Origin of the sequence: Achromobacter agilis, from assembly GCF_900496965.1 — a bacterium.
Lineage (GTDB): Bacteria > Pseudomonadota > Gammaproteobacteria > Burkholderiales > Burkholderiaceae_B > Achromobacter > Achromobacter agilis.
Genome location: NZ_UFQB01000006.1, coordinates 35,671 through 48,398 on the forward strand (window position 1 = coordinate 35,671; position 12,728 = coordinate 48,398).

At 66.9% G+C, this 12,728-nt stretch carries 14 protein-coding genes; 2 read left to right on the forward strand and 12 right to left on the reverse strand.

The genetic code is table 11. The features are described 5' to 3' along the window. Positions 1-122 precede the first annotated feature (122 nt). The 3 genes from AGI3411_RS09085 to AGI3411_RS09095 form a co-directional block, all read right to left on the reverse strand. Positions 123-1,088: a Bug family tripartite tricarboxylate transporter substrate binding protein gene (locus tag AGI3411_RS09085; protein WP_129527054.1), complete on the reverse strand. Its 966-nt coding sequence runs from the start codon at positions 1,086-1,088 to the stop codon at positions 123-125. 84 nt (positions 1,089-1,172) lie between these two features. Next, complete coding sequence (locus tag AGI3411_RS09090; RefSeq protein ID WP_129527055.1) at positions 1,173-1,655, reverse strand: MaoC family dehydratase; 483 nt, start codon at positions 1,653-1,655, stop codon at positions 1,173-1,175. Then, entirely contained in the window at positions 1,652-2,899 is a 1,248-nt protein-coding gene (locus tag AGI3411_RS09095) for a CaiB/BaiF CoA transferase family protein (RefSeq protein WP_129527056.1), read from the reverse strand. Before AGI3411_RS09095 ends, AGI3411_RS09090 begins: the two co-directional genes overlap by 4 nt. A gap of 71 nt (positions 2,900-2,970) precedes the next feature. On the opposite strand from AGI3411_RS09095, the gene AGI3411_RS09100 reads away from it, so the two are divergent. After that, positions 2,971-3,867, forward strand: a complete 897-nt coding sequence (locus AGI3411_RS09100; RefSeq protein WP_244240300.1) for a LysR family transcriptional regulator — start codon at positions 2,971-2,973, stop codon at positions 3,865-3,867. A 31-nt stretch (positions 3,868-3,898) separates the two neighbouring features. Here AGI3411_RS09100 and AGI3411_RS09105 read toward each other — a convergent pair whose 3' ends face one another. Further along, positions 3,899-4,975, reverse strand: a complete 1,077-nt coding sequence (locus AGI3411_RS09105; RefSeq protein WP_129527058.1) for a tartrate dehydrogenase — start codon at positions 4,973-4,975, stop codon at positions 3,899-3,901. A gap of 103 nt (positions 4,976-5,078) precedes the next feature. Here AGI3411_RS09105 and AGI3411_RS09110 point away from each other — a divergent pair, with 103 nt between their 5' ends. Next, a complete protein-coding gene (locus AGI3411_RS09110) occupies positions 5,079-5,987 on the forward strand; it encodes a LysR substrate-binding domain-containing protein (RefSeq protein WP_129527059.1) in 909 nt (302 codons plus the stop codon). Positions 5,988-6,003: 16 nt separating this feature from the next. Here AGI3411_RS09110 and AGI3411_RS09115 read toward each other — a convergent pair whose 3' ends face one another. The 8 genes from AGI3411_RS09115 to AGI3411_RS09150 all read right to left on the reverse strand — a co-directional run bounded on the left by AGI3411_RS09115 (position 6,004) and on the right by AGI3411_RS09150 (position 12,725). After that, positions 6,004-6,939, reverse strand: coding sequence for a dihydrodipicolinate synthase family protein (locus AGI3411_RS09115; RefSeq protein ID WP_129527060.1), 936 nt, complete (start codon positions 6,937-6,939; stop codon positions 6,004-6,006). Between the two features lie 42 nt (positions 6,940-6,981). Beyond that, complete coding sequence (locus tag AGI3411_RS09120) at positions 6,982-7,365, reverse strand: RidA family protein (RefSeq protein ID WP_043541754.1); 384 nt, start codon at positions 7,363-7,365, stop codon at positions 6,982-6,984. Positions 7,366-7,381: 16 nt separating this feature from the next. Then, positions 7,382-8,605: a pyridoxal phosphate-dependent aminotransferase gene (locus AGI3411_RS09125; protein WP_129527061.1), complete on the reverse strand. Its 1,224-nt coding sequence runs from the start codon at positions 8,603-8,605 to the stop codon at positions 7,382-7,384. Positions 8,606-8,680: 75 nt separating this feature from the next. Then, the gene (gene accC / locus AGI3411_RS09130) at positions 8,681-10,039 is read right to left on the reverse strand and encodes an acetyl-CoA carboxylase biotin carboxylase subunit (protein ID WP_129527062.1); all 1,359 of its coding nucleotides are present in this window, start codon (positions 10,037-10,039) and stop codon (positions 8,681-8,683) included. Next, positions 10,029-10,490, reverse strand: a complete 462-nt coding sequence (locus AGI3411_RS09135) for an acetyl-CoA carboxylase biotin carboxyl carrier protein (protein ID WP_129527063.1) — start codon at positions 10,488-10,490, stop codon at positions 10,029-10,031. Before AGI3411_RS09135 ends, accC begins: the two co-directional genes overlap by 11 nt. A 3-nt stretch (positions 10,491-10,493) precedes the next feature. Then, the gene (locus AGI3411_RS09140; protein ID WP_129527064.1) at positions 10,494-10,907 is read right to left on the reverse strand and encodes an acetyl-CoA carboxylase biotin carboxyl carrier protein; all 414 of its coding nucleotides are present in this window, start codon (positions 10,905-10,907) and stop codon (positions 10,494-10,496) included. Positions 10,908-10,920: 13 nt separating this feature from the next. Further along, positions 10,921-11,724, reverse strand: a complete 804-nt coding sequence (hutG, locus tag AGI3411_RS09145) for an N-formylglutamate deformylase (protein ID WP_129527065.1) — start codon at positions 11,722-11,724, stop codon at positions 10,921-10,923. Next, positions 11,721-12,725, reverse strand: a complete 1,005-nt coding sequence (locus AGI3411_RS09150) for a hydroxyacid dehydrogenase (protein ID WP_129527066.1) — start codon at positions 12,723-12,725, stop codon at positions 11,721-11,723. The genes hutG and AGI3411_RS09150 overlap by 4 nt, the downstream gene beginning before the upstream one ends. Between the last annotated feature and the right edge of the window lie 3 nt (positions 12,726-12,728).

The window sequence follows — 12,728 nt, forward strand, 5'->3', positions numbered from 1 at the left end:
TGCGCGTGCTTGCTGCCCCCCGAGGGGGCTGCGCCGCCTTGGGGCGGCCCGGCGGCGGCGCGGAGCCCCCACGCTGCACACGTTGCGCGTGCTTGCTGCCCCCCGTTGGGGGGGCCGGCGCTTCAATCCAGCTTCACGTTGGCGGCCTTCACCACTTCGCCCCAGCGCGAGATTTCGCTTTTGATGTAGGCCGCGTATTCCTGCGGCGTGGATCCTAGCGCCTGCGCGCCTTGGGCCTTGAGCTGCTTCTGCATTTCGGGCGATTGCAGCGCGCGTCGGATTTCGGCGTTCAGTTTTTCAATGACCGGCTCCGGCGTGCCGGCCGGCACCACCACACCCTGCCACGCTCCCATCTCGAATCCGGGCACCGCCGTTTCCGCCACGGTCGGCACGTCGGGCAACTGGCCGCTGCGCGCGCTGCTGGTCACCGCCAGCGCGCGCAGTTTTCCTTCCCGGATGAAGCCGAGCGAATCGTTCAGCGTGTTCGTCATTACTTGCACCTGCCCTCCGACCAGATCCGTCATGGCCGGGGCGCTGCCGCGATAGGGCACGTGCACCGCATCGATCTCGAGCGAGCGCAGCAGCAACAGGGCGCCCAGGTGAGTGACATTGCCAGCGCCCGCCGAGCCATACGACAGTTTGCCCGGATGCTGGCGCGCATACTGCACGAACGCCTGCGTGTCTTTCGCCGGCACCGACGGATGTACCAGCAGCACCAGCGGGATGACCGCCGTGGACGAGACCGGCGCGAAGTCCTTGACCGGATCGAATGCCAGCGACCGGTAGAGGTTGGGGCTCAGGGCGATCGACGACGTGTTGTAAAGCACGGTATAGCCGTCGGGCTTGGCGGCGGCCGCGTATTGCATGCCGATGTTGCCGTTGGCGCCGCCCTTGTTCTCGACCACGACCGTCTGGCCCAGCTGGTCGGTCAGCTGCTTGGCCAGCACGCGCGCGACCAGGTCGGTGGGGCCGCCGGGCGGGAACGGCACCACCATCGTGACAGGGCGTTCGGGCCAGGCGGCTTGGGCGCTTGCCGCGCTTCCCAACGCCAGGATGGCTAGGCTGCCCGCCAGCAGTACTTTCTTCATGGTTTGTCTCCTTGTGTTTTTTTGGATGAACGCGGATCGCGTCCTGGCAGCAGCGCCCTCTGGACGGGACGCTTTGCCGCCCGATCAGGCGTCGGGCCTGCCCGCGAGCATGCGCGTGGCCGTGTAGGCCATTACCGGCTTGCCGTGCTGGTTCCGCACTTCGATGGCGGACGTTACGACCGCCCGGTTGTGCTGCGAGGTGGGGCGTACGCCGGTGACTTCGATTTCCGCCCAGATGGTGTCGCCCGCAACCACGGGCGCCAGCATTTTCTTGTGGACTTCCAGCAGTGCCAGCCCAGTGCCCTGCACCATGCCCTGCATGATCAATCCCTCGATCAGGCCGTAGGTCAGCGCGCCGGGAGCGGGGCGGCCCTGGATGGCGCCGTGCGCGTAGGTGGCGTCGATAAAAATGGTTTCCAGCATTCCCGTCACGCTGATGAAGTTCACGATGTCGGTCTCGGTAACCGTGCGGCGGAACGTATGGAAGCGCTGGCCCACGGCCAGGTCCTGCCAGTAATAGCCCTGGCCGAGTTGTGCGATGGCGGTGGGGTTGCGGTCTGCGGTCATGCCGGGTCCTTGTCGTTGTCGAGGGGGGTGGAGAGCGCGTCGCGGGCGGCGCCCGCTTCCAGGAGCGTCGAGATATGGGCCTCATCCAGGCCCGCTTCCCGCAGCACGTCGCGCGTATGTTCGCCCAGGCGCGGCGGCATCGCGGCCGGCACGTGGGAGCGCTGCAGGCGCACGGGGTTGCGGGGAAAGCGGTAGCGGCTGCCCGATGCGCTCTCCAGAGGCACGAAGAAATCCACGCTTTGCAAATGCGGATCGGCTTCCAGGTCCTGGAGGCGGTTGACGGGCGCGGCCGGAATCTCCAGCTGTTCGCATAAGGCCAGCCAATAGGCGGTATCGCGTCCCGCGACGATTTCGGCCTGCAGTTCGTACAGCGCCTCGATGTGCCGCGTTCGTGCGGAGATATCCGCAAAGCGCGCGTCTTCCGCCAGATCGGGGCGATCCGCGGCACGGAAGAAGTCGCGCCAATGGGCATCGGTGTAGGGCATCAGGCAGACATGGCCATCGGCCGTGCGGCAGGGTTTGCGCCAGGGCGTAAGCACGCGCGGATAGCCGGCTTCGCCGGGTTCGTCGGCCAGGTGCCGGCCGTAGTAATGCTCGACCAGCGCATAGGAGGCCATGCTTTCGAACATGGGCACTTCCAGCTGCTGCCCCGCGCCGGTGCGCTCGCGCTGGAACAACGCCGCGAGGATGGCGTGCGCGGCGATCAGGCCGCAGGTCTTGTCGGCAGCCACCGTGGGCAGGTAGCGCGGTTCGCCGGTCTGGCGGTCGACGAGGTCGGCAAAGCCTGACAGGCCCTGGATGATGTCGTCATACGCAGGCCGACCGTCGTAGGCGCCGCCCGCGCCGAACCCGTACAGGCCGGCATACACCAGCCGCGGGTTGCGCGCGCACAGCGTATCCGGGCCCAACCCCAGCGCGGCCATCTTGGCGGGCCGCATGCTGTGCATCAGCACGTCGGCCTGATCCACCATCGTCAACAGCGCCTGCCGCGCCTCGGCTTGCTTCAAGTCCAGCACGACGCTGCGCTTGTTGCGGTTCAGGCCCAGGAAGATGGCGGCCAGCCCCGGTTCCTGCGATGGGCCGGTGCGGCGCGTGGAGTCTCCCGCCGGCGCTTCGATCTTGATCACATCGGCGCCGTAGTCGGCGAGTATCTGCGACGCATAGGGGCCGAACACCACGGAAGTCAGGTCCAGGATGCGCACGCCGCCCAGCGCGCCGGCTTGGGAGTGGGGAGAGACTGTCATGGGGGAAATGCTATCGCCCCTGCACATACACGTCTAATATGGCTTAGGTATTGGGTGATATGGAATTTGTTATGGCTATCGATCTACGGCAGCTTCGGCAGTTCGTGACCATTGCGGAACAGGGCAGCTACCGGCGCGCCGCCGATCTGCTGCACATTGCGCAGCCCGCGCTATCGGTATCGATCCAGAAGCTGGAACATGCGGTGGGGGTGCCGCTGCTGGTGCGCGGCGCCAAGGGGGTAACGCCGACGCCTGCCGGGCAGGCGTTGATGGCCGACGCCCGCCGCGCGCTGTTTCATTCCGAACAGGCGCGCCAGGCCGCCCGCCGTGTGGCGTTGGGCGAGTGGGGCCTGCTGCGGCTGGGATTCGTCGGGTCGGCCACCTACATGCTGCTGCCGCGCTGCCTGCCTGCGTTCCGTGCTGAATATCCAGACCTGCAACTGGACCTGCGCGAGGACAGCACGATCGGCCTGGTGGCCATGCTGCGCGCCAACGATATCGACGCCGGCCTCGTACGCGGCCCGCTGGCCGAAGACGCGGCGCTGGATTCCTGGGTGGTCGAGCGCGACGACCTGATCCTGGCGGTGCCGGCGGGGCATCCGCTGGCTTCGGGCGGGCCGGTCCGCCTGGAGCGGGCGCGCGCCGAGAACTTTGTGCTGTATTCGCCTCTCAAGGTGCCGGGCCTGCACGGCGTGGCTCAGGCGCTATGCCGCAAGGCGGGGTTTTCCCCGCGCATCAGTCAGGAGGCGATCCAGGTGCAGACCCTGGTCAGCCTGGTGGCCAGCGGCATGGGCCTGGCATTGGTGCCCGGCGTGACGCGGGCCTACTCCACGCCGCATGTGACGTTCGTGCCGCTGGCCGATGCCGATGCGCATGGCGCGCTGTCCTTGTCGCTCGTGACACATCGCGACACGTCATGCGCATCCGTACTGCGGCTGCGCGACAGCATGCTGTCGCGCGCCGGCTGATGCCGCCCGGTTTGGGCAGCGTAGGGCTGCCTCAGGCTGCGGCCTCGATGTGCCCGGCAATGGCACGGCCGAGATCTTCGGTGCCGGCCTGGCCGCCGAGGTCGGGCGTGCGGGGGCCGTTCTGCAGGCAGTGCTCGATCGCCCGGAGGATGGCGTCATGCGCTTCCTGGCTGCCCAGGAACTGCAGCATCAACGCGCCCGACCAGATCATCGCGATCGGATTGGCAATGCCCTTGCCGTAGATGTCCGGCGCCGATCCGTGGACGGGCTCGAACAGCGAGGGGAATACGCGTTCGGGATTCAGGTTCGCCGACGGGGCGATGCCGATCGTGCCGGTGCATGCCGGCCCCAGGTCCGACAGGATGTCGCCGAACAGGTTGGACGCCACCACCACATCGAAACGCTGCGGCTGCAGCACGAAACGCGCGGCGAGGATGTCGATGTGCTGCTTATCGGTCCGGATGTCCGGGTATTGCCGGGCCATGGCGTCGGCCCGTTCGTCCCACCACGGCATGCTGACCGCGATACCGTTGCTCTTGGTCGCCACCGTCAGCGTCTTGCGCTCGCGCCGGTTGGCCAGCTCGAAGGCATAGCGCATGACGCGGTCGGTGCCGTGCCGCGTGAACACCGATTCCTGGATGACGATTTCCCGGTCCGTGTCGGCGAACAGGCGCCCGCCCAGGTTGGTGTATTCGCCCTCGGTGTTCTCGCGGACGATGAAGAAATCGATATCGCCCGCCTTGCGCCCGGCCAGCGGGCAGGGCACGCCGTCGAATAGCCGCACGTGGCGCAGGTTGATGTACTGGTCGAACTCGCGGCGGAACTTCAGCAGCGATCCCCACAGCGATACGTGATCCGGCACTGTTTCGGGCCAGCCCACCGCGCCGAAGAAGATGGCGTCGTAGCCCTGCAGCTGCGCCTTCCAGTCGGGAGGCATCATTTCGCCGTGCTGCGCGTAGTAATCGCAGTTGGCCCAGGGGAAGGTGTCGATCTGCAGCGACAGGCCGAAGCGCTTGGCGGCGGCTTGGACCGCCCGCAGGCCCTCGGGCATGACTTCTTTGCCGATGCCGTCGCCGGCGATGGCGGCGATCTTGAAAACGTGGGACATGATTGCTCGAGTCTAGAGGTGAAAAAAAGGAATGGGAACGATGGTAGGCGTCCGCACGTCCTATCTACAATAGGCCGTCCTGTGAAATGACTATGCACGAATCATGAATAATGATTTCCTTCCCGCCGACTTGCGCGTCCTGTGCGCGGTGGTGCGCGCTTCCAGTTTCTCCGGCGCGGCCGAGGCCCTGGGCATGTCGCCCGCCTACGTCACCAAGCGCATCCGTCTGCTCGAGGACAGCCTGGGCACGACCCTGTTCCATCGCACCACCCGGCGCGTCGTGATCAGCGAGGCGGGCGAGCGCGTCTACCACTGGGCGCAGCGCATCCTCGACGATGTGGACCACCTGGTCGAGGAGGTCGGCATTACCCGGCGCGAACCCCGCGGCTTGCTGCGGGTCTGCAGCAGCTTCGGATTCGGCCGCCGCGTGGTGGCGCCCGCGCTGTCCGCGTTCGCCGCCCAGCACCCGGCGGTGCAGGTCCGTTTCGAGGTGTTCGACCGCCTGGTCGACGTGGCGGCGGAAGGGTATGACCTGGACGTGCGCGTGGGCGACGACATCGCGCCGCACGTCATCGCGCGCAAGCTTGCCAGCAATCATCGCGTGCTGTGCGCCGCGCCCTCGTATCTGCAGGCGCGAAGCGCGCCGCGCACCCTGGCCGAACTGGCTGCCCACGACTGCCTGGTCATCAAGGAGCGCGACCACCCCTTCGGTGTTTGGCGCATGCGCCGTGGAAGCCGGGAACACACGGTCAAGGTGCGCGGGCCGCTATCGGCCAACAACGGTGAAATGGTCGTGCAATGGGCGGTGGATGGCCGGGGAATCATCCTGCGCTCGGCCTGGGACGTGGGGCCGCTGATCGCCCAAGGCAAGCTGGTCCAGGTGCTGCCGGCGTATCGCCAGGAGGCCAATATCTGGGCCGTCTACCCCTCGCGCCTGAACGCCTCGGCCAAGATCCGCGCATGCGTGGAGTTCCTGGCCGAGTACGTGCGGGGGCAGGGGTTCCGTGATTGACGGAAACCCCGCGGCTTCAGGCCAATGCGGCTTCCAGCCTGCCGATCAGGCGCGCCAGTTCGGCATGGTCCGTGGCGTCCAGCGCCGGGCCCGGACGGCGCACGTAGGCGGAACGGATCGCGCCGCGCCTGCGCAGCGTTTCTTTGCGCAGGGCCAGGCCGATGCCATACTGGAACTCATGCCGCAGCAAGGGCAGGTAGATGTTGAACAGGTCCTCCGCTTCTTCCGGCTTCCCCTCGTGGAACAGGCGGCAGACCTGCACCAGCATCTCGGGATAGGCGAACCCGGTCATGGCGCCATCGGCGCCGCGCAGCATTTCCTGCGGCAGGAACAGGCCGCCATTGCCCACCAGGATACTGATGCGCCGCCTGCCGTCCGCCACGCTTTTTTCGCGGACCTGGCTCAGCTTGCGCATGCCGGGAAAGTCCTCGTGCTTGAGCATGACGATCTGCGGAAAGGCGTCGACGAGGCGGTGTATCACCGCGACCGACGTATGCACGCCCGTGGATTGGGGGAAATCCTGCAGGCAGATCGGGATGTCCCGGCCGAGCAGGGTGGCGATGTTCGCGTAGTACGCGTAGACCTGCTCGTCCGTCTTCAGGTTCGGCACGGGCGCAATCATGACGCCCGCCGCCCCGAGCGACATCGCTTCATGCGACAGGCGCTCGACGTTGCGGTCCGATGCATCGCTTACGCCGACGACTACCGGAACGCCGCCTTCCACGCGCTTCAGCACGCGCCGCATCACTGTTGTGGTCTCGGCCTCCGTCAGCTTGGGCGCCTCGCCCATCATGCCCAGTATCGTGAGGCCGGTTACGCCTTTCTCCAGGTAGAAATCCGTCAGGCTGTCGACGCTTTCCAGGTCCAGTTCGCCGTTGTCGGCGAACGGGGTGGCGGCGATCACGTAGACGCCCTTGCTTGTCTCGTTGATGAGCCCGCTGCGTGCGCTCATGATTGAAAGTCCCTCCAAGTCAGGATAGTTCCGCCCGGGCCGTCAGGCCTGGCGGGCCAGCAGCACCGCGTCCACTTCGATGTCGAAACCCGCGAAATTGGACTGGGTCAGGGTTCGCGCGGGAGGCGGATCGCCGACATAGCCGGCATAGATGGCGTCGAACTCCTTGGCATCGGCCGGGTTTTTCAGGAAGACGCTGACCTTGACCGCGTCGCGCAGCGACGAGCCCGCCGCTTCCGCCGCGGCCTGGAGATTGTCGAGGGCCATCCGCGCCTGTTCGGCGAAGGGCTTGTCGCCGTGGCGCACGTTGTGGACGTCGCGCGGCGTCTGGCCGGAAAGGAATATGAGGCCCTGGGCCTGGATGGCGACGCTGTAGGTACCGGCGGGCGGGGGCGTGCGGTCGCTGGAAAATGCCTTGCGTGTCATAGGAAATCTCCTGTCGTTAAGCGCGGTAGCGGGCGATGAGCTCGACCGTCCGCTCGATCGCGTGCAGCGCCGCGGCGTGGTTCTGCGAGAAATTGAGGCGGAAGCTGTCGCCGGTATCGGGGCTGAACTCCGTGCCGGGGGTTACCGTCACGCCGGCCTGGCGGCGCAGGATGCGCACGAAATCCTGCGGGGACACCGTCAGCTTGGGCAGCCTGGGAAACAGATAGCTTCCTGCCTGGGGCGTGCGGGCGGCCAGGCCTTCCACCGAGCGGAGCACGCGCAGCAGGTCGTCGCGGATGGCCTGGTGCTGCTGGATCCGTTCCTCCATATAGCTTTCGGGCTCCTCGAACCACGTGCGCAGCACGGCCTGGCAGTAGCCGGGAGCCCGGAGCGACACGATGGCCTGCAGCTTTTCCATGCGGTCGAGCAGCTTCGGGGCGCCAAAAGCCACGCCCAGGCGGTAGCCGCTCAGGGATTCGGTCTTGGAGGGGCCCATGATGGTGATGACGTTGCCGGGGTCGATCCCGGCCGCGCGCAGGTGCGTATATTCGACGCCCGCATAGCGCAGGCGCGAGTACAGCTGGTCGACGATGACCGTCGCCCGGTACTGGTTGGCAAGCGCGGCGATCTGTCCGATCTCGTCCTTCGAATAGACCACCCCGGCCGGATTGTTGGGGTTGGAGAACAGGAAAGTCTTCACCCCCGCCTTGAAGGCCGACTCGAGCTGGCCCAGGTCCAGGCCCGCGCGGTCGGCGTTATTCAGGTAATCCATCTCGATCGGGACAATTTCGCCGCCGATGAATTCGACCAGCTTGCGATTGGCGAAATAGTCGGGCCGCACGATCGCCACCTTGTCGCCGGGCGCGACGGTGGAGGCGATGGACAGGAACAGGGCTCCCTGCGTGCCCGGGGTGATGATCAGTTCGTCCGAGCCCGAAACCGGGCTGCCGGTGAACCGCCCCAGGTGCTCCGCCACGCGGGCGCGCAGGTCGGCGCGCCCGCGATACTCCGTATAGGCCTGCTCGCCTCCGCTTTCCACGCCGGCGACGAAGGCTTCCAGGGAGCCGGGCGTGGGCGCGAATGCGCTTTCGTTCACGTCGCCGTGCGAAAAGTCCACCGGTGTGCCGGGCAGCGTGTCGCCTTTCAGCAGGGCATCCAACCCCTCAGCGCGCTGGCGGACTTCCTGGCCAGGCGCGTTGTCAGTGGAGAGTCTGGCGAATTTCTGTTCGATCAAGCTCATGGGATTTCCTTTCAGTAGAGTGGAAATGACGTGCGGTGAAGCCGCCGGGCTTTCACGAGCCGCGGCTGGCTGGGACTAAGCCGCGGCGGTATGCCGTGATGCTATCCAGGATTCAAGATGATGGATACCCGCGCCGCCCAGGCAGAAGACGGGATCCGAGAACAGGTCGCGGTGCAGCGGGATGTTCGTGTCGATGCCTTGCACGACGGCCTCGCGCAGCGCGACCCGCATGCGGGCGAGCGCCTGCTCGCGCGTGTCGCCGAATGCGATGAATTTTCCGATCATCGAATCGTAGTGCGGCGGCACCGTATAGCCGGCATAGGCATGCGAATCCACCCGCAAGCCCGGCCCGCCCGGCGGCCGCCAGTGCGTGATGCGGCCCGGGGAAGGCAGGAAGGACGCGGCATTCTCGGCATTGATCCGGCATTCGATCGCATGGCCGTGGCGCCGGATCTGGTCCTGGCGCCAGGGCAGGGGCTCTCCGGCCGCGATGCGGATCTGCATCTGCACGATGTCGATGCCGGTCGTGAGTTCGGTGACGGGGTGCTCGACCTGCAGCCGCGTGTTCATTTCGATGAAGTAGAACTCGCCGTCCTCATACAGGAACTCGAACGTGCCCGCGCCCCGATAGCCGATCGACCTGCATGCGCTGGCGCAGCGTTCGCCGATCGCCTCGATAGCCTGGCGATCGACGCCGGGGGCGGGAGACTCCTCTACGACTTTCTGGTGCCGCCGCTGCATGGAGCAGTCGCGTTCGCCCAGCCAGACGGCCTGGCCGTGGTGGTCGGCCAGTACCTGGATTTCGATGTGGCGGGGCTGCTGCAGGAAGCGCTCCATGTAAAGATCCGGATTGCCGAAAGCCGCCCGCGCTTCGGCACGCGTCGTTTCCACCGCCGCCTGCAAGCCGCTTTCGGACTCGACCACGCGCATTCCCCGGCCCCCGCCGCCGCCCGCCGCCTTGATGATCAGCGGAAAGCCTATCCTTCCGGCTTGCCGCAATATGGCCTGGGCGTCATCGGGCAGCACGCCGTCCGATCCCGGCACGCAAGGCACCCCCGATTCTTGCATGGCCTGTTTGGCTTTGACTTTGTCGCCCATCATGCGGATCGCCGATGGGGCCGGGCCGATGAACGTCATGCCCGCAGCCTCCACGGCCTCGGCGAAGCCGCCGTTCTCGCTGAGGAAGCCATAGCCGGGGTGGACCGCCTGCGCGCCCGTCAGCCTGGCGGCGGCAAGAATGGCGGAAGTGTTGAGGTAGCTGTCCGCGGAGGCAGCCGGCCCGATGCAGAGCGCTTCGTCGGCCTGCTGCAGGTAGGAAGCATCTCGGTCCGCTTCGGAGTGCACGATGACGGTCTGGACGCCCAGCTCGTGGCAGGCCCGCTGTATGCGCAAGGCGATTTCGCCACGATTGGCGATGAGAATCTTACGAAACATGGTCGGCCTCGCCGGGTTCAAGAATGAACAACGCCTGCCCTTGCTCGACCATCTGCCCGTCCTCGCACAGCACCCGGACGATCGTGCCGGCTTGGGGGGCGGCCACTTCGGTCAACATCTTCATCGCTTCGATGACGCACAGGGGCGCTCCCGCAGCCGCCCAGCCGCCTTCGCGCGCCAAGGGCTCTCCCCCCGGGCTGGAAGCCCGGTAGAAAGCGCCCGCCAACGGGGCGGCGACTGTCTGGGAGGTCGGCGCTGCGGCGGCCGCCTGCGGCTCGGAAGCGGGCATGCCGGGGGGCGCTGCGGAGCCGGGAGGCGGGGCGGAATCTACGCTGCCTGCACGCCGGCGGATACGGACGCCGAAGGCGGGTTCGCTGACATAGAGCTCCGCGATGCGTTCTTCGGCGACCAGATCGATCATGTCGAGGATCAATTGGGTGTTCTGGGTCATCGCTCAGCGCTGCCTTGGCTTGAGTTGGAATAGGGGCATGCCGTAATCCACGATCTGGCCCTCGGCCCCCAGCACGGCGCCGATCGAGCCATCCACGGGCGCATGCACGGACACGAGGTTTTCATCCAGGGCCACCAGCGCCAGCAGCTGGCCCTGGCTTACCTCGTCGCCCGGCTCGATCTGAACCGGCAGCCTGTCGGCATGGCTGCGCAGCAACCGGCCCAGCGTGGCGCTGCGCACGTCGATGAGAGAGGAATCCGGGGTGGGCGCGGCCTCCGGCGTGGCGGCGCCCTCGGAAACCGCGGGCACGTCGATCCGGATGCTGACCAAGCGCTCGCCCTCCCGGATCTCGACCGATTCGACCCCGCGCAGGCGAAGCTGGCGCACATAGGTCCGGATGTCGGAGAGTGTCGTCATGGCCGTCTCCCGTTCATTGCAGCCCTTCCAGCGCCCGCAGCGTGTTCCTGACCATGCTTTCTACGGTGGGAAGCACCGCGGCCGCCCGGTCCTCGCGATAGGCGTAAGGCTCTCCTTCCTCCATATAGAGGTGCCGCGACATTTCGAGCTGAACGGCATGCACGCCGGATTGGGGGCGGCCGTAGTTGCGGGTGATGTAGCCCCCCTTGAAGCGCGCGTCGATGACCCAACTGAAGGGACTGGCGCTGGCTGCGGCGACAGCGGCTTCGCGCAGCGCGGGCGCGCACGCGGCGCCGCTGAATGTGCCGATGTTCAAGTCAGGCAACTGTCCTTCGAAAAGGCGGGGCAGCTCATTGGCGATGGAGTGGGCTTCCCAGAGCAATACGTGGGCATGCTTCTCGCGCAAGCGCGCCAGCTCCTGCTGCAACGCGTCGTGATAGGGCTGCCAGTACCGGGCGATGCGCTCCGCCGTCTCTTGCTCGTCCGGCGGGGCGGCGTCGGCGCGGTACAGGGCTTCGCCGACAAAACTCTCGGTCGGGCACAAGCCGGTGGTGGTGGTTCCCGGGTAAAGGCTCGCGCCGTCGGCCGGTCGGTTGACGTCGATGATGTAGCGCGAATAGTTGGCCTGCAGCACCGAAGCGCCCATCGCGCGGGCGAAGCCATAGAGGCGCGCGAGATGCCAATCGGTATCCGCGATCTTGTGGGCGGCGGGCGTCATGCGGCGCAGGAATGGCTCGGGCAGGCATTCGCCGCCGTGGGGAATGGAAATGAGCAGGGGCAGATGGCCCTGGGTCAACGTGACGATCGGAGGATTCATGGCTGGCGCTCGGCGAAGTTGGAAGATGCTGGCTGGCGGCGGCGGTCCCACGCCTGAGGATGCACAAGATGGGCAGGCTGCCGGCCGGCGAGTACCGAAAGGATCTGTTCAGCGCATTGGCGGGCGGTCGCCTCCAGGGCCTCCTGGGTGGAACCGGCGACATGCGGAGTGAGCACGACGTTGGGCAGCCCGGCGACCACGGACCCCGCAGGCAGCGGCTCTGTTTCGAAGACGTCCAGCCCGGCGCCGTAGATGCGCCCGTCGCGCAGGGCGTCCGCCAGGGCCGATTCGTCGATGAGCCCGCCCCGGGACGTATTGATGACGATGGCGCCGGGTTTCATCTGCTCCAGCGCCGCCTTGTCCAGCGTGTGCCGGGTGTCGCCGCGCAATGGCCGATGCAGCGACACGACGTCCGACGTCCGCAGCAGTTCATGCAGCGTGTCGACGCGGGTCGCGCCGGATGGCGGCAAGCCGTCGGCGGGCAGGCTGGGCGACCAGACGACGACGCGCATGTCCAGCGCCCGCGCGGCCATGTCGCAGAGCAAGCGGCCGGTGCGGCCCCAGCCCACGATGCCCAGCGTTTTTCCGCAGAGCGAGAACAGGGGCTGTTCATACTTGAAACGCCAATGGCCCTTGCGCGTCGCGGCGTCCGCCTGCACGGCCTGGCGGGCGGTGGCAAGCATCAGCATCAGCGCATGCTCCGCGACCGAGCGCACGTTCGCATCGGGAGTGAAAACGACGGGTATGCCTTTCGACTCTGCATGGGAGACGTCGATCTTGTCCGTGCCCGTGCCGTGGTTGGCGATGACGCACAGGCGCGGCGCCGCGTCCATGAGCGCGGCGGGAAGGCTGTCGCGGACGATGACCGCGTCGGCCTCGGCGATGATCTCGCGCAGGGAATCCAGGCCGGGCCCGGGAGATTGGCGCACCTCCACGCCGGCCTCGCGCAGAATCTGCGCGCCGATGGGGTGGATGGGTTGCGCGATGACGCAAATCGGCATGAT

Excerpts from the sequence above, each read along its gene's own strand:
- AGI3411_RS09085 (WP_129527054.1), bottom strand. The coding sequence starts at position 1,088 with ATGAAGAAAGTACTGCTGGCGGGCAGCCTAGCCATCCTGGCGTTGGGA.
- AGI3411_RS09090 (WP_129527055.1), bottom strand. The coding sequence starts at position 1,655 with ATGACCGCAGACCGCAACCCCACCGCCATCGCACAACTCGGCCAGGGC.
- AGI3411_RS09095 (WP_129527056.1), bottom strand. The coding sequence starts at position 2,899 with ATGACAGTCTCTCCCCACTCCCAAGCCGGCGCGCTGGGCGGCGTGCGC.
- AGI3411_RS09100 (WP_244240300.1), top strand. The coding sequence starts at position 2,971 with ATGGCTATCGATCTACGGCAGCTTCGGCAGTTCGTGACCATTGCGGAA.
- AGI3411_RS09105 (WP_129527058.1), bottom strand. The coding sequence starts at position 4,975 with ATGTCCCACGTTTTCAAGATCGCCGCCATCGCCGGCGACGGCATCGGC.
- AGI3411_RS09110 (WP_129527059.1), top strand. The coding sequence starts at position 5,079 with ATGAATAATGATTTCCTTCCCGCCGACTTGCGCGTCCTGTGCGCGGTG.
- AGI3411_RS09115 (WP_129527060.1), bottom strand. The coding sequence starts at position 6,939 with ATGAGCGCACGCAGCGGGCTCATCAACGAGACAAGCAAGGGCGTCTAC.
- AGI3411_RS09120 (WP_043541754.1), bottom strand. The coding sequence starts at position 7,365 with ATGACACGCAAGGCATTTTCCAGCGACCGCACGCCCCCGCCCGCCGGT.
- AGI3411_RS09125 (WP_129527061.1), bottom strand. The coding sequence starts at position 8,605 with ATGAGCTTGATCGAACAGAAATTCGCCAGACTCTCCACTGACAACGCG.
- accC (WP_129527062.1), bottom strand. The coding sequence starts at position 10,039 with ATGTTTCGTAAGATTCTCATCGCCAATCGTGGCGAAATCGCCTTGCGC.
- AGI3411_RS09135 (WP_129527063.1), bottom strand. The coding sequence starts at position 10,490 with ATGACCCAGAACACCCAATTGATCCTCGACATGATCGATCTGGTCGCC.
- AGI3411_RS09140 (WP_129527064.1), bottom strand. The coding sequence starts at position 10,907 with ATGACGACACTCTCCGACATCCGGACCTATGTGCGCCAGCTTCGCCTG.
- hutG (WP_129527065.1), bottom strand. The coding sequence starts at position 11,724 with ATGAATCCTCCGATCGTCACGTTGACCCAGGGCCATCTGCCCCTGCTC.
- AGI3411_RS09150 (WP_129527066.1), bottom strand. The coding sequence starts at position 12,725 with ATGCCGATTTGCGTCATCGCGCAACCCATCCACCCCATCGGCGCGCAG.